The sequence below is a fragment of the Catellatospora sp. TT07R-123 genome, from assembly GCF_018327705.1.
Classification (GTDB): Bacteria; Actinomycetota; Actinomycetes; order Mycobacteriales; family Micromonosporaceae; genus Catellatospora.
On the sequence record NZ_BNEM01000001.1, the window covers coordinates 2,105,096 to 2,120,012 of the forward strand.

Sequence of the window (14,917 nt, forward strand, 5' to 3'; positions counted from 1 at the left end):
TCAGAGTCGCCATGCCCGTACGGTTCGGGTGCCTGAGAGGTTCCGGGGAGGAATTGCCCCTTCGGCGCCGCGCTGACGCGCGGACTCTCCCACACGGGTGTGCCGGCACCAATCACGCTACCAGCACCGCCTGGGCGGCACCGTAACCTGGGCCACTGCCGCATCGCCACAGCAACCTCGAAGGTCACACCCGCCCCGCCGCGCTGTTCACGGCAGCAGGACGACCTTGCCGACCGTGCGCCGGTCCTCCAGTGCGCGGTGCGCCGCCGCGGCGTCGGCGAGCGGGAACTCGGCGATCAGCGGGGTCAGCCGGCCCTCGGCCGCCTCGCGCAGCGCCTGCTCCTCCAGCTCGCGCAGCGGCCGGGTCACCGCCGGGCCGAGCGCCGAGCTGGCGGTGATGCCCCGGGTGTACAGGTCGGCTGTGGTGATCTCCGTTGCGCTTCCCGACGACCACCCGCAGATCACGAACCGGCCGCCGGGCGCGAGCAGTTCCAGGGCCGCCCGGCCCGCCGGCCCGCCGACGCCGTCGATGACCAGCGACAACCGCCGCTCGCCCAGCTCGGCCCGCACCCGCTGCGGCCAGTCCGCCGCCGTGTAGTCGACGGCCGTGCCGGCGCCGTTGCGCCGCACCTGCTCCACCTTGGCGGGGCCGCCCGCGACGCCGACGACGTACGCGCCCGCGCGCTGGGCTGCCTGCACGAACAGGGTGCCCAGGCCGCCCGCGGCGGCGGTGACCAGGACGGTGTCGGCCTCGGTCAGGGCGGCGCGGTCGAGCACGCTGACGGCGGTGCGGCCGGTGCCGATCATCGCGACGGCGGTCGGGGCGGACAGGTGGTCGGGGATCTCGTGCAGGGAGGTGGCGGCGGCGAGGGCGCGTTCGGCGTACCCGCCGCTGGTCAGGCCGAGGTGGGCGACCGCGCGGCGGCCCAGCCAGCCCGGGTCCGCCCCGGGCCCGGTCGCGACCACCCGGCCCGCGACCTCGCGGCCGGGTGTCATCGGCAGGGCCGGGAGCGGGAACGGGGTGCGCCCGCCGCTGCGGATGCTCGTGTCGATGAGGTGCACACCCGCCGCCTCGACCTCGATCACCACCTGGCCGTCTCCCGGCTCCGGGTCGGGGACCTGTTCGAGCAGCAGGTTCTCGGCCGGGCCGAACTCGTACTGGCGGATGGCGCGCATGGTGCTCCTCGGGGTGTGGCAGGCCGCGTCACCCGGCGGTGTCCGCCGGGTGCCCGCCACGACGTTAAAACCTCAAGTCGACTTGAGGTCAAGGCCGCCCGCGAGGGATCAGGGATGCGGCAGGTAGACCGTCCGGCCCGCGCGGCGGGCGGCCAGGGCCGGCGCCAGGCGCCGGGCGGAGTTCTCGGCCAGCAGTTCGGACGCGGTCTCCGGCGCGAAGAACCCGACCTCGGCGATCTCGGTCGGATCGGTCGGGTCGGCGGCCGCGGCGGCGGTCCCGCCGTCGAACAGGAAGTGCGCCATGGCGCGCGAGCGGTGCCCCTGCGGCGGCGCCCAGTCGACCAGCAGCAGCAGGCCGACCTCGGCCTCCAGCCCGGCCTCCTCGGCCAGCTCCCGCGCGGCGGCCAGGTGCGGCGGCTCGCCCGCCTCGACGATCCCGCCCGGGAACGACCAGTGGTCGCGATAGGTGGCCTTCACCAGCAGCACCCGGCCCTCGGCATCGGTGACCAGGGCGCTGGCCGACACGTGGAACGTGGGCAGGCTCTGATACCACTGCGCCGGATCGACCCATGTCACCCCGCCAGCCTACGGCGCCACCGCCGCTCGCCGCCTGCCGCTCGCCGCTCGCCACGCGCGGATCGTTCGTGCAGTCTCGGGGAAAGTGCGGGAATCACGCCCGGCTTTCCTGCACTTTCCCCGAAACTGCACGAATCACGCCTGGCAGCGGCCCTTGCGCGACCGACATTGGTGCGACGATTATCGATTCGATACTCGTCACTGAAGGAGATTCGCATGAAGCGTCGCATCGCCGCGCTCGCCCTCGCCGCCGCGGGTGCCGCGGCCGTCCTGGTGCCCGGCGCCCCCGCCCAGGCGTACGGGCAGTGCCTGGCCAACACCAAGTGCGGCTGGCTCTACTACGCCGACGCCGCGCACACCCGGCTGCAGGGCGGCCACACCACCAACTGCGAGGGGACCGTGCTCGACTGGGGCATCAAGGCGGGCTACTCCGTCTTCATCAGCGAGCAGTGCGTGGACCTCCCGCCCGTGGAGTGAGAGCGGCCGCCCGCCCGGCACGGGTTTCGGTAGCCTCGCGGGCATGCCGCCGCTGTCGTTGCGCCCGGCCGTGCCCGCAGACGGCCCGGCGATCGCCGCCATCCAGCTCGCCGCGTGGCGCGCGACGTACGGCCGGCTGAACCCTGCCCTGGTCGACGGCCTCGACCTCGACCGCACCAGCGCGAACTGGGCCCGCGCCGCCGCCGATCCGGCCCGCCGCCTGCGGCTGGCCGAGTCCGGCGCGACGGCGGTCGGCTACGCCCTGAGCGGTCCGGCCGAGTCCGGGCCCGACGGCACCGGCGAGATCGACGCCGTGTACCTGCTGCCCACCGCCCAGGGTCAGGGCGGTGGGCGCCTGCTCGTCGAGGATGCGCTGCTCGGGCTCGGCGAGGCCGGGCACGGCGAGTGCGTCGTGTGGGTGGTCGAGCAGAACGCGGGGGCGCGGGCCTTCTACGAGCGGGTCGGCTTCCGCCCCGACGACGGCCGCGACACCTGGCGCGGCCTGCCCGTGGTGCGCTACCGCGCGGCTACGCCCGCCGTCCCACGCCGACAAGCCGACGGCATCGACCCCGGCCGCCGCCACTAGGCTGATCTCCATGACGTACGTGGCAGAACCGAAGCGGTACGACCGGATGATCTACCGCCGTTCCGGACGCAGCGGCCTGAAGCTGCCCGCCATCTCCCTCGGCCTGTGGCACAACTTCGGCCACGAGCGGCCCTGGCAGCGGCAGGCCGAGATCGTCCGGCGCGCCTTCGATCTCGGCATCACCCACTTCGACCTGGCCAACAACTACGGCCCGCCGCCCGGCGCGGCCGAGGAGAACTTCGGCCGGATGCTCGCCACCGACCTGAAGCCGTACCGGGACGAGCTGGTCATCGCCACCAAGGCCGGATACGACATGTGGCCGGGCCCGTACGGCGAGTGGGGTTCGCGCAAGTACCTGACCGCCTCGCTGGACCAGTCGCTGAAGCGGATGGGCCTGGACTACGTCGACGTCTTCTACTCCCACCGCCTCGACCCGGACACTCCGCTGGAGGAGACGATGGGTGCGCTGGACGCGGCGGTGCGCGCGGGCAAGGCCCTCTACGTGGGCATCTCGTCGTACCCGTCGGCGCAGACGCGGCAGGCCGCGGCGATCCTGAAGGACCTGGGCACGCCGCTGCTGATCCACCAGCCGTCGTACTCGATGATCAACCGGTGGACGGAGCGGGACAGCCTGCTCGACGCCCTCGAAGAGGTCGGCGCGGGCTGCATCGCGTTCTCGCCGCTGGCGCAGGGACTGCTGACCGACCGGTACCTGAACGGGGTGCCGGACGACTCGCGCATCCGCACCAGCCGGTTCCTCAACGAGGACGCGCTGACGCCGAGCAACCGGGCCAAGGTCGAGGGCCTGAACGCGGTCGCGTCCCGGCGCGGGCAGTCGCTGGCGCAGCTCGCGCTGGCCTGGGCGCTGCGCGACGAGCGGATGACGTCGCTGGTCATCGGCGCCTCCAGCATCAAGCAGCTGGAGGACAACGTCGCCGCCCTGGACAACCTGTCCTTCACCGCCGACGAGCTGGCCGAGATCGACCGCTTCGCCACCGAGGCCGACATCGCCTGACCGCGATCAAGATCAGCTGAGTTGCCGGGCGATCGGGGGTATCGAGGTGCCGGATACCCCCGATTGCCCGGCAACTCGCGTGATCTGGGAACGGCGGTGCGTTAGCGTGCCGGGCATGGATGCGTGGCACGGGCTGGTCGAGCGGTACACGATCCTGTCGGTGGTGGTGGGATCGCGGGCGTACGGGCTGGACGGGCCGGACTCCGACACCGACCGGCGCGGGGTCTTCGCCGCCCCGACCAGGCTGTTCTGGCACCTGGACAAGCCGCCCACGCACGTCGACGGGCCGCGCCACGAGGAGTTCTCCTGGGAGGTCGAGCGGCTGTGCGCGCTCGCGCTGACCGCGAACCCGACGGTGCTGGAATGCCTGTGGTCGCCGCTGGTGGAGCGGATCACGCCGCTGGGGCACCGGCTGCTGGCGGTGCGGGAGTCGTTCCTGTCGCAGCGGGCCGCCGACACGTACGGCCGCTACGCCGCCGACCAGTTCGCCAAGCTCACCGGCCACTTCGAACGTACCGGCGAGGTGCGCTGGAAGCAGGCGATGCACATGCTGCGGCTGCTGCGGGCGGGCTCGCACGTGCTGGAGACCGGGCAGGTGCTGGTGGACGTACGCGACGAGCGCGACCTGCTGCTGTCGGTCAAGTGCGGCGAGCTGCCGTTCGAGCGGGTGCAGGCGATGGCGCGGGAGCGCACGGCGCGGCTGGCCGCGGCGGCCGCCGCACCGGTGCTGCCGGCCGAGCCGGACCGGGCCGCGATCGACGCGTTCCTGCTGGAGGTACGCGCGGCGGGCCTGGCCTGGACCGAACCGGCACCCACGTCCACCTGAACCGGCGAATTCACGATGGCGGGGCGCGTCGTCAATACTTGGGCGATGACCACGATCGTGCCCGCCTGGACCGGTGACGTGGTCGCCGAACAGCCGTACCCGATGATCTTCGCGACCGTGAGCGGCGCGCACCTCTACGGCTTCGCCTCCGTCGACTCCGACGTCGACCTGCGCGGGGCGCACCTGCTGCCCCCGCGCGAGCTGGTGGGCCTGCGCCACGGCCCGGAGACGCTGTCGCACACCGGCGACCGCGACGGCGTGGAGCTCGACCTGGTCACCCACGACCTGGCCAAGAGCTGCCGCCTGCTGCTGCGCCGCAGCGGCGACGTGCTGGAGCAGGTGACCTCGCCGCTGGTGATCCACACGACCGAGGTGCACGCCGAGCTGCTGTCACTGGTCCCGGGCTGCCTGTCCACCGGCTACGCCGACCACTACCTGGGCTTCGCCACGTCGTCGCAACTGCTGTTCACCAAGACCGGCCGGCTCAAGGCCGCGCTCTACCTGCTGCGGGTGCTGTGCACCGGGCTGCACCTGATGCGCACCGGCACCGTCCAGGCCGACCTGACCCTGCTGTACGGCGACTGCGACCTGCCGTACGTGCCGGACCTGATCGCGGCCAAGCGCGAGGGCGAGCACCGCGTCCTCGGCGCCGACGCCGGACTGCCCGATCCGGACCGGATCCTGGCCGACACGGCCCGGCTGCGCGAGCAGCTGAACCAGGCCAAGGCCGACGCGAAGCTGCCCGCCCAGCCGACCGCCGCCGACGCCCTGCACGACCTGGTGGTCCGCGCCCGGCTGGGCTGAGCCGAAGCCGGGGCGCGAAAAAGGCGGTGTGCACCACGGGGGAAGTGCACACCGCCCGACCATGGGGCGCCGGGTGTCAGCGGCGGCGCCAGGACCGCCCGCGTACGTAGCCGCCCGCACCGGCCATGTGCAGGGCGAGGAACAGCAGGCCCGCGGTGACCAGAGTGGTCGGCGTGAACAGGCTGCCGATGCTCTCGTTGACCAGGTCCAGCAGCAGTGCGAGGCCGAACAGGATCGCGGCGATGACGGCGAACATCTCTATCTCCCGAGGGGTGACGGTCCATTCCTGCCCCCTTGATGACCCACCCGCCCCGCTCGTAAACCCGCCCCGGGCATGTGATCATCGGCGGATGCCGGTACACAGCGTGCACGATCGGGACGAGCTGGCCGAACTGCTGGGGCGCGACCCGGCCCGGTACGCCTACCAGCTCGGCGACCTGGACGACTTCTTCTGGCCGTACACCACCTGGTATCGCCGCGACGACGCGCTCGCGCTGGTCTACCACGGCGGCGGCCTGCCCACCCTGCTCGCCTTCGACCCGGCCGGGCCCGGCTCGGTCGGACCGCTGCTGCGCGAGCTGCTGCCGCTGCTGCCCCGCCGCCTCTACGCCCACCTGTCCCCCGGCGCCGACCGGGTGCTCGCCGAGGGCTACCGGCTCGAATCCGGCGGCCCGCACCTGAAGATGGCGCTGACCGACCCGGCCGCGCTGCACGCCGCGGAGCCGCTCGGGGACGTGCTCGGTCCGGCCGACCTGCCCGAACTGTCCAAGCTCTACGCCGAGGCCTACCCCGGCAACTGGTTCGACCGGCGGATGCTGGAGACCGGGCAGTACGTCGGGGTGCGCCGCGACGGCCGCCTGCTGGCCGTGGCCGGAGTCCACGTCTGGTCCCCGGCATACCGGGTGAGCGCGCTGGGCAACGTCACCACCCATCCCGACGTACGCGGGCAGGGCCTGGCCCGGGGCGCGGTCGCGGCGCTGTGCCGCCTGCTGCGCGAGACCGTCGACCACGTGACGCTCAACGTGCACGCCGACAACGCCGCCGCGCTGGCCCTCTACGGGCGGCTGGGCTTCACCACGATCGCCGAGTACGCGGAGTTCGCCTGCGTAGCGCGTTGACGCGGCCCGGACCGCCCTCCTACGATCTTGCCGCGAGCCGATGTTCGATTACGTTTGATCGGGTGTGAATCTGTGACTGCTGCTGACGAGCCGGTGCTGCTGCGCGCCGCCGGGGTGGGCGTCGTGCTGGACGCGACCGGTCCCGGGCTGCCCCGGGTGCTGCACTGGGGTGCCGACCCCGGCGAGGACGTGACGGACCTGCTCGCGGCCGGGCAGTCGGTGTACCCGCACCAGCCGCTGGGCGCGAGCCTGCTGCCCGCGCAGGCGCAGCAGTGGGCCGGGCGGCCCGCGCTGGCCGGGCACCGCGACGGGACGTACCCCCATCTGCGGTTGCTGCGCACCGCGCCGGTCGCGGTCACGACCGACCCCCGCGGGGGCGGCACGGTGACCGTCGAGACCGCCGACGCCGACGCCGGAGTGCGGCTGCGCACCGAGCTCGAACTCACCCCGCAGGGCGTGCTGCGGCTGCGGCACGCGGTCACCGGCAGCGGACCCGGGGTGTACACCGTGGACGGGCTGCTGTGCCTGCTGCCCGTGCCCGCCGACGCGGTCGAGGTGCTGGACTTCACCGGGCGCTGGTCGCGCGAGCGGGTGCCGCAGCGCAGCGCGTTCGGGCACCAGACGATCGCGCACGAGAGCCGCCGGGGGCGCACCGGGTTCGACGCCGCGCCGTTCTTCGTGGCCGGGACCGCCGGGTTCGGATTCCGGCACGGGCAGGTGTGGGGCGTGCACGTCGGCTGGAGCGGCGACCACACGCAGCTCGCGCAGCGCACCGTGGACGGCGACGGGGTGCTCGGCGGCGGCGAGCTGCTGGGCGCCGGAGAGGTCCGGCTGCGCGACGGCGAGACGTACACGACGCCGTGGGCGTACTTCAGCCACTCGGCGTCGGGCCTGGACGGGCTGTCCGACGCGGTGCACGCCTGGCTGCGGGCCCGCGACGGCCACCCGCGCACGCCCCGGCCGGTCACCCTCAACACCTGGGAGGCCGTCTACTTCGACCACGACCTGGACCGGCTGACCGCGCTGGCCCGCACCGCCGCCGAACTCGGCGTGGAGCGGTTCGTGCTGGACGACGGCTGGTTCCTGGGCCGCCGCGACGACACCGCCGGGCTCGGCGACTGGCAGGTCGATCCGGGGGTATGGCCGGACGGCCTGCACCCGCTGGTCGACGAGGTGCGGCGGCTGGGCATGCAGTTCGGGCTCTGGGTCGAACCCGAGATGATCAACCCGGACTCCGAGCTGGCCCGCGCCCACCCCGACTGGTTCCTGGCCGCACCCGACCGGCTGCCCCTGAACTGGCGGCACCAGCAGGTGCTCGACGTGGCCCGGCCCGAGGTCTCGGCGTACCTGCTGGAACGGCTCGACGCGCTGGTCACCGAGTACCGGCCGGACTACCTCAAGTGGGACCACAACCGGGACCTGGTCGAGGCGGTGCACGACGGGGCGGCGGGAGTGCACGCGCAGACGGCCGCGGCGTACGCGCTGCTCGACGCGCTGCGGCAGCGCCACCCCGCCCTGGAGATCGAGTCGTGCTCGTCCGGCGGCGCCCGCGTCGACCTGGGCGTGCTCGCCCGCACCGACCGGGTGTGGGCCTCGGACAACAACGACCCGCTGGAACGGCAGCACCTCCAGCGCTGGACCGGGCTGCTGCTGCCGCCGGAGCTGATGGGCTGCCATGTCGGGCCGCCCGTGTCGCACACCAACGGCCGGGCCGCGAGCCTCACCTTCCGCTGCGTGACCGCGCTGTTCGGGCACGCCGGCATCGAGTGGGACGTCACCGGCTGCGACGAGGGCGAGCGCGCGGCGCTGGCGGCGTGGATCGCGGCGTACCGGCGGCTGCGCGGGCTGCTGCACACCGGCCGCACCGTCCGGGCCGACCACCCCGACCCGTCGGCGCACCTGTACGGCGTGGTCGCCGCCGACGGCGGGCACGCGCTGTTCGCGTACGCCCAGCTCACCGCCAGCGCGTACGACGGCGCGACCCGGCTGCGGCTGCCCGGCCTGGACCCGCGCGCCCGCTACCGGGTCGGCCTGGTGCCCGAACTGCCCGTCCCCCGCGTATGGGCGCAGGACTGGTCGCCGCAGCTCACCCTCACCGGCGCGGCGCTGGCCGGGCACGGGCTCGCCGCACCGCTGCTGCGCCCGGCCGACGGGTTCGTGCTGGAGCTGCACCGGGTCGACTGACCGGGCCGAGCTGGCAAGCTTTGCTCGCGACCTTGCTCGCGACCTTGCTCGCGACCTTGCTCGCGGTCGGGCTTGCGGTCGGGTTTGCGGTCGGTGTCGGAGGTTCCTTGTATCGTCACCGACCGTGACGAGGATCGGATCGGCCTTCCTGCCCGTACGCGACCCGGCCGCCGCGGCGGCGTGGTTCGAGCGCGCCTTCGACCTGGGGCGGCAGTCGGTGGACGAGTGGTCCGCCGTGCTCGTGGACGCCGACGGCGGGCGGCTCACCCTGCTCGGACCGGCCAGCGGCGTCAAGGCCCAGCCGGGCCTGCCGTGGGCCACCCACAACCTGGTCGTGGACGACCTCGACGCGGTGCACGCCCGGCTGGACGGCGAGGGCCAGCCGGTGACCGAACTGACCGGCGACCCCGGGGTCTGCCGCTTCTTCACCGTGCCCGACCTGGACGGCAACCTCCTCCTGGTCGTAGACCGCTAACCCCTCACCCCACCGCCCACCCCCGCCGCCCACCCCCGCCGCCAACCGCAACGCCTCACCGCGTAACGCCTCACCGCGTAACGCCTCACCGCGTAACGCCTCACCGCGTAACGCCTCACCTCACCGCGCCGCGCCTCACCGCGCTGCGCTGCGGCCGATCCGGCACACGCTGCCACCGGCGTGGAAGGGCAAAGATCCGAAATCGTGGACGCTGGGTGTCGCTATAGCAGCACCCAGCGTCCACGATTTCGGATCTTTGCGAGCGCCCACCCGGCCGGAGGCTGGCCAGGCGGGCGCTGTGGGCCGGCGGCGGTCAGGCCGCCGGGTCGGCGGCGACGGTCTCGGCCACCGATGCCGCGTCGGCGCCGGTGGGCAGTGCCGTGGTCGCGGGGGCCGCCGAGGTCGTGGAGGCCGCCGTGGTCGCCGGAGCCGCCGTGGTCGCCGGAGCCGCCGGGGACGCGGAGGTCGCCGGGGACGCGGAGGTCGCCGGGGACGCGGAGGTCGCCGGGGACGCGGAAGTCGCCGGGGACGCGGAAGTCGCCGGGGACGCGGAGGTCGCCGGGGACGCCGGGGACGCCGTCGTGACGGCGACGCGGGTTGGGGTTGTGCCCGTGTAGGCGCCGGTCACGCGGACGGTGAGCACGCCCGCGTCGTAGCCTGCCTGGACCGCGGCGGCGTCTACGTGCGCGGGGAGCCGGAAGGTGCGTCGGAACGAGCCGTAGCGGACCTCGCGCAGGCCGAAGCTGACGCGCTGCTGCTCGGCGCGCTCGTCGCGGCGCTCGCCGCTGATCACCAGGCGGCCGCGGTCGACCTCGACCGCGACGTCGTTGGCGGCGTCCACTCCGGGCAGTTCGACGCGGACGACCGCGTCGTCGCCCTCGCGGACGATCTCGGCCGCCGGGACGAAGGCGGTCGCCGCGGCCGCGGGGCGCGCGGCGGGGGCGAAGGCGTGGCGTACCAGGGCGTCGAACTCGGCGAAGGGGTCGCGCCGGGTCCACAGCGAAACGGTGCTCATGACGTTCTCCTCAGGTCGGATCGCCGGCCGTCGTGAACCGACACTCTCTCAAACTTGAGTCGGGTCGACTCAATTCCCATCCCCGCCCCCACTCCCCTGTGTCCCCCACCACCCCGCGTCCCCCACCACCCCGCGGCCGTCCGCCGAGTTGCCGGGCATTCGGGTGTATCCGGGCCCGTGATACGCCCGATTGCCCGGCAACATGGACCGGAGTGGAGCGCGAGGACGAGGACGAGGGCTAGGGAGAGGGCGGGGCGATGGGGTGGGGCGGGGTCGAGGGGCGGGTGCGGGCGGCGGTCGAGGCGGCCGGGTATGCGGCCTCCGAGCAGGTCGTGGTCGGGCTGGATGACGGCATGGTGACCGTCATCGGGACGCACGCGGAGTTCGGGGCGGACACGGTGGCGTACACGGCGTCGGTGTCCAAGCAGGTCACCGGGGCGTGCCTGGCGCTGCTGGCACGGCGGGAGGCGCTGGGGCTCGACGATCCGCTGGCCCGCTGGCTGCCGGAACTGCCGGGCTGGGCCGACCGGGTCACCCTGCGCCACCTGCTGCTGCACGCGGGCGGGCTGCCCGGTGAGGAGCAGGCGTGGCAGGCGATGCGGGCGGCCGGGCAGGTCGACTGGACCACGCCCGGTGTGCTGGCGATGCTGGGCGCGGTGACCGGGGTGGACGAGCCTGGCCGGGTGCACGGCTACTGCAACCTCGGCTACGTCTGCCTGGCCGAGGCGGCGGCGCGGGCGGCGGGCGAGCCGCTGCCGTCGTACGCGCGGCGGGAGGTCTTCGCGCCGCTGGGCATGGACGCGACGGTGCTGTGGGCCGGGCCGGACCCGGCGCCGCCGGGGGCGGTGCCGCTGCCGGGGCGGCCCGCGCCGCTGACGCTCGGCGACGGCGGCATGTGGAGCACCGTGGCGGACCTGCTGCGCTGGAACCGGGCGCTGGCGGCCGACCGGCTGGGGGTCGCGGCGGTGCTGCATACGCCGGGGAGGCTGGCGGACGGGACGGCGGTGCCGTACGGGATGGGGGTCGGGCTGCGGACGCATCGGGGACGGACGCTGCACTCGCACGGCGGCGCCTGGCCCGGCCTGACCGCGAAGCTGGTCCGCGTCCCGGACAGCGGGCGCAGCCTGGCCGTGCTCGCCCGCGCCGACGGCGTGGACCGCATGGTCGCCCTGACCGACACCCTCACCGACCTGCTGCTGGAGCCCTGAGCACGGGGCGGGGCACGCCTGCACCAGGCGTGCCCCGCGACCGGAACTGCCGGGTTTAGAAGGGCACCTTCTACAACGGAATCCGATAAGAAGGTGCCCTTCCTTACCTCAGCCTGTGGGGAAGAGGGAGCCGAAGTCGGCGAACGCCATGGCGATGTCCGACTGCGCCCAGAACCGGTGGTAGGTGAAGGTGGGTGCGGGCCCGGTCCCGTTCAGGTACGCCTGGACCGCCGGCCACGCCGGGTCGGTGGCGTAGAACGGCCGGATGCTCATGAACGTCGAGCTGGAGTTGATCGGCACGCCGGTGCCCATCATGCCGCTGAAGCCCGACGGGACGTAGAGGCCGGTCTGCGTGGTGGAGTTCCACACGTCGTCGAACCGGTTGTAGTCCTCGCGGACCTCAGGCACCACGATGCCCTTGGTGTCGTTCGCCTTCAGCAGGATCAGGCGGTCCAGCAGGCCCTTCGCGGTCGCCTTGGCGGAGTTGCCCAGGGTCGAGCCGTTCTCCTTGGCCGCGTAGTAGGTCAGCGTACGGGCGTAGGCCGCCGCGACGCCGACGTCGTTGCCGGACTTGGTGACCGAGACGTGCAGGCCGGGGTTGGCCGCCGGCCCGGAGCCGCCGCTGTAGTTGCCGGACGGCTGACCCGTCCAGGTCATGTCGCTGGGGATCGAGAAGTTGGAACCCGAGCCCAGGGTCGTGTTGGCGATCGCCCAGGCGACCCACTTGTCCAGGATCGCCTTGGCCTTGGCGTTGCCGCTGGCGTAGTAGTACTCCGCCACGCGGTGCAGCGACCAGGCCTGGAAGCCGAACCACTGGTTGGACGGCGGGTCGTGGTAGACCGGCTTCACGTCGTACGCCATGCCGTAGAAGGTGGGCGTGCCGGCGGGAGGCGCCGAGTAGTTGCCGTTCCAGCTGTTCGTCGCGCCACCGGCGATGGCGCCCTCGGCCGACTGGAGCCAGAGGTAGAAGTCGAGCTGGCGGGTGAGGCTGGTGTCCCAGTCCGTGGCGGCCGTGGGCGACTGCGGGCGCAGCGCGGTCGGGCCGCTGGAGCCGAGGACGTACGCGGCGAGCGGGTTCTGGTAGCCCTGGTGGTTGTGGCTGGAGCCGATGCGCCACGACCAGGCGCCGCCGATGTCGCCGCCCCACGCGTAGTACCACGACAGCAGGTAGTTGCTGCTGCTCTTGCCACTGCCGGGGGTGCAGGAGGTGGAGGTGCAGCCCGGGGTCTTGAAGTACTTGTCGTACATCGCGTACCGCAGGAAGTCGCCCATCTTCGCGGCCTTGGACACGGTCGCGGAGATCTGCGACTGGTTGCCCTGGGCCGTGGCCCACTGCAGCGCCCAGTACGCGGCCTCGACGGCGCGGGCGTCGGCGTCCGGGGCGTCGGTGTAACGCCACTGGCCGGTGCCCGAGCCCTGGATGAACAGCGACGGGAAGTTCGCGAACCGGCCCGTGTCACAGGACGGGTGCGCGACGGTCTCCCAGGTGGACTCCTGCGGGCCACGCTGGAACGTGTTGATGTAGGTCACCCGCTGCGTGCTGTCACCGCACTCGGCGGCGGTGCGGCCGGTGCCGTACTTGTACACGTCGTCCACGTCGAGCAGCCAGTGCATGCCGTAGATGTTGCGGTTGCCGTACGTGGTCTGGAGCTCGTTGGCCAGCGGGTCCTGGCCGGCGACCACGCTGGTGCTCAGCGGCACCGGGTAGCCGTTGGGCTGCAGCGCCTCGGGGGCGTAGTCGGCCGGGTCGCTCGGGTTGTAGGTGCTCTGGCCCGGCTGGGCCGCGGCGGACGGGATGATGTACGTCTCCATCGTCGTCCACGCGTTGTTGAACGGGGTCCAGTTCTTGGTCACCCGGCCGTACTGGGCCTCCAGCCAGATCCAGAAGCTGAACGCCTCCGACGTGGTCTCGTGGCCGTGGTCGGGCGCCTCGACGAGCAGCGTCTCGATCGTGTGGTACGGGATGCCCTCCTGCGAGAAGTACCCGTTGGCCGGGTCCTTCAGCTTGTTGTACTGGGTGGTGAACTCGGTGATGTAGGCGTTGGCCGTGTTCTCGTCGTCCACCTCCGTCGCGGTGACGGTCACCGAGGTCAGCCCGCTGGAGGCGACCGTGAACGGGCGCGTGCCGTTGGTGCTGTCGGCGTCCTGCGCCGCGGCCAGCGTGACGTTCTGGTTGGTGGCCCAGTTGCTGGTCGTGAAGGTCAGGCTGGCGCCCGACGACACGGTCAGGTCGGTGTCGCCGCTGCCCGCCGCCGTGGTGACGGTGACGTTGCCGGTCGGCTGGACGGCCAGGTGCACGCCGACGACGGCGGTCGAGCCCTCGGGCACGCTCACCGACGTCGGGCTGACCACCAGCGACTGGGTCGTGGTGGTGTCGTTGTCGGCCTCGGTGGCGTTGACCGTCACCGAGGTCAGCCCGCTGGAGGCGACCGTGAACGGCCGGGTGCCGTTGGTGGTGTCGGCGTCCTCGGCCGCGGCCAGGGTGACGTTCTGGACCGTGTTCCAGTTGCTGGTCGTGAACGTCAGGCTGGCGCCCGACGACACGGTCAGGTTCGTGTCGCCGCTGCCCGCCGCCGTGGTGACGGTGACGTTGCCGGCCGGCTGGACCGCCAGGCGTACGCCGAACGCGGCGGTCGAGCCCTCGGGCACGCTCACCGACGTCGGGCTGACCACCAGCGACTGGGTCGTGGTGGTGTCGTTGTCGGCCTCGGTCGCGTTGACCGTCACCGAGGTGAGGCCGGTCGCCGCCACCGTGAACGGCCTGGTGCCGTTGGTGGTGTCGGCGTCCTCGGCCGCGGCCAGGGTCACGTTCTGGTTGGTGTTCCAGTTGCTCGTCGTGAACGTCAGGCTGGCGCCCGACGACACGGTCAGGTCGGTGTCACCGCTGCCCGCCGCCGTGGTCACGGTGACGTTGCCGCTGGGCTGGGCCGACAGGCGTACGGCGTAGGTCGCCGTGCCGCCCTCGGGCACCGACACCGCGGTCGGCGACACCACCAGGTTCACCGTCGGCTGGGTGCCGCCGCAGGTGGTTCCGTTGACCTTGAAGCTGGTCGGGTCGGTGTTCGTGCCGCTGTAGGAGGCGTTGAACCCGATGCCGACCGAGCCGCCGTTGGCGACCGCGCCGTTGTAGGACAGGCTGGTCGCGGTGACGTTCTGGCCGGACTGGCTGTAGTTGGCCGACCAGCCCTGGATGCCGGTCTGGTTGCCCGGCCAGGTGTAGGTCAGGGTCCAGCTGGTCCACGGGTCGCCCTGGTTCAGCAGGGTCAGGTTGGCGCCGAAGCCGGAGCCGTTGTCCCAGGCTTTCGTGTACGTCACCTGGCAGGCGACGGCGGCGTGGGCCGGGGCCGCGATCGCGGCTCCCAACGCCACGACCATCAGCCCTGTCGCGGCGAGCGCGACACGGCGGCGGAAGGTGCTCAATCTCATGAGGTCTCCTCGTGGGGACGGATCACCGCCC

At 73.0% G+C, this 14,917-nt stretch carries 14 protein-coding genes and 1 riboswitch; of the genes, 9 read left to right on the top strand and 5 right to left on the bottom strand.

Annotated features, from left to right (window positions below; genetic code table 11):
- Positions 1 to 10: 10 nt before the first annotated feature.
- A riboswitch (glycine riboswitch) is annotated at positions 11 to 102 on the bottom strand.
- A 105-nt stretch (positions 103 to 207) separates the two neighbouring features.
- Both Cs7R123_RS08780 and Cs7R123_RS08785 read right to left on the bottom strand, forming a co-directional pair.
- Entirely contained in the window at positions 208 to 1,176 is a 969-nt protein-coding gene (locus Cs7R123_RS08780; RefSeq protein WP_212825003.1) for a zinc-binding dehydrogenase, read from the bottom strand.
- A 108-nt stretch (positions 1,177 to 1,284) separates the two neighbouring features.
- Positions 1,285 to 1,752, bottom strand: a complete 468-nt coding sequence (locus Cs7R123_RS08785; RefSeq protein ID WP_212825005.1) for an NUDIX domain-containing protein — start codon at positions 1,750 to 1,752, stop codon at positions 1,285 to 1,287.
- A gap of 216 nt (positions 1,753 to 1,968) precedes the next feature.
- On the opposite strand from Cs7R123_RS08785, the gene Cs7R123_RS08790 reads away from it, so the two are divergent.
- The 5 genes from Cs7R123_RS08790 to Cs7R123_RS08810 all read left to right on the top strand — a co-directional run bounded on the left by Cs7R123_RS08790 (position 1,969) and on the right by Cs7R123_RS08810 (position 5,460).
- Entirely contained in the window at positions 1,969 to 2,229 is a 261-nt protein-coding gene (locus Cs7R123_RS08790; protein WP_212825007.1) for a DUF6289 family protein, read from the top strand.
- A 43-nt stretch (positions 2,230 to 2,272) separates the two neighbouring features.
- Complete coding sequence (locus Cs7R123_RS08795; RefSeq protein WP_212825010.1) at positions 2,273 to 2,815, top strand: GNAT family N-acetyltransferase; 543 nt, start codon at positions 2,273 to 2,275, stop codon at positions 2,813 to 2,815.
- Between the two features lie 10 nt (positions 2,816 to 2,825).
- Positions 2,826 to 3,830 (top strand): L-glyceraldehyde 3-phosphate reductase, encoded by a 1,005-nt coding sequence (mgrA, locus tag Cs7R123_RS08800; protein WP_212825012.1) that lies wholly within the window; start codon positions 2,826 to 2,828, stop codon positions 3,828 to 3,830.
- 115 nt (positions 3,831 to 3,945) lie between these two features.
- Entirely contained in the window at positions 3,946 to 4,656 is a 711-nt protein-coding gene (locus Cs7R123_RS08805) for a DNA polymerase beta superfamily protein (RefSeq protein WP_212825014.1), read from the top strand.
- Positions 4,657 to 4,701: 45 nt separating this feature from the next.
- Positions 4,702 to 5,460, top strand: coding sequence for a DNA polymerase beta superfamily protein (locus tag Cs7R123_RS08810; RefSeq protein ID WP_212825016.1), 759 nt, complete (start codon positions 4,702 to 4,704; stop codon positions 5,458 to 5,460).
- 76 nt (positions 5,461 to 5,536) lie between these two features.
- Here Cs7R123_RS08810 and Cs7R123_RS08815 read toward each other — a convergent pair whose 3' ends face one another.
- The gene (locus Cs7R123_RS08815) at positions 5,537 to 5,716 is read right to left on the bottom strand and encodes a hypothetical protein (RefSeq protein ID WP_212825018.1); all 180 of its coding nucleotides are present in this window, start codon (positions 5,714 to 5,716) and stop codon (positions 5,537 to 5,539) included.
- Between the two features lie 94 nt (positions 5,717 to 5,810).
- On the opposite strand from Cs7R123_RS08815, the gene Cs7R123_RS08820 reads away from it, so the two are divergent.
- The 3 genes from Cs7R123_RS08820 to Cs7R123_RS08830 all read left to right on the top strand — a co-directional run bounded on the left by Cs7R123_RS08820 (position 5,811) and on the right by Cs7R123_RS08830 (position 9,237).
- Positions 5,811 to 6,578, top strand: a complete 768-nt coding sequence (locus Cs7R123_RS08820) for a GNAT family N-acetyltransferase (RefSeq protein WP_212825020.1) — start codon at positions 5,811 to 5,813, stop codon at positions 6,576 to 6,578.
- A gap of 72 nt (positions 6,579 to 6,650) precedes the next feature.
- Positions 6,651 to 8,762 carry an alpha-galactosidase gene (locus Cs7R123_RS08825; protein ID WP_244871706.1) on the top strand — a complete coding sequence of 704 codons (2,112 nt, stop codon included), beginning with the start codon at positions 6,651 to 6,653 and terminating at the stop codon, positions 8,760 to 8,762.
- Positions 8,763 to 8,886: 124 nt separating this feature from the next.
- Positions 8,887 to 9,237: a VOC family protein gene (locus Cs7R123_RS08830; protein WP_212825021.1), complete on the top strand. Its 351-nt coding sequence runs from the start codon at positions 8,887 to 8,889 to the stop codon at positions 9,235 to 9,237.
- A 313-nt stretch (positions 9,238 to 9,550) separates the two neighbouring features.
- Here Cs7R123_RS08830 and Cs7R123_RS40700 read toward each other — a convergent pair whose 3' ends face one another.
- Positions 9,551 to 10,252, bottom strand: a complete 702-nt coding sequence (locus Cs7R123_RS40700) for an Hsp20/alpha crystallin family protein (RefSeq protein ID WP_280517283.1) — start codon at positions 10,250 to 10,252, stop codon at positions 9,551 to 9,553.
- Positions 10,253 to 10,509: 257 nt separating this feature from the next.
- Here Cs7R123_RS40700 and Cs7R123_RS08840 point away from each other — a divergent pair, with 257 nt between their 5' ends.
- Positions 10,510 to 11,460 (top strand): serine hydrolase, encoded by a 951-nt coding sequence (locus Cs7R123_RS08840; RefSeq protein ID WP_212825023.1) that lies wholly within the window; start codon positions 10,510 to 10,512, stop codon positions 11,458 to 11,460.
- Between the two features lie 108 nt (positions 11,461 to 11,568).
- Here the strand turns inward: Cs7R123_RS08840 and Cs7R123_RS08845 are convergent, their stop codons facing one another.
- The gene (locus Cs7R123_RS08845) at positions 11,569 to 14,886 is read right to left on the bottom strand and encodes a glycoside hydrolase family 48 protein (RefSeq protein ID WP_212825025.1); all 3,318 of its coding nucleotides are present in this window, start codon (positions 14,884 to 14,886) and stop codon (positions 11,569 to 11,571) included.
- Positions 14,887 to 14,917 lie beyond the last annotated feature (31 nt).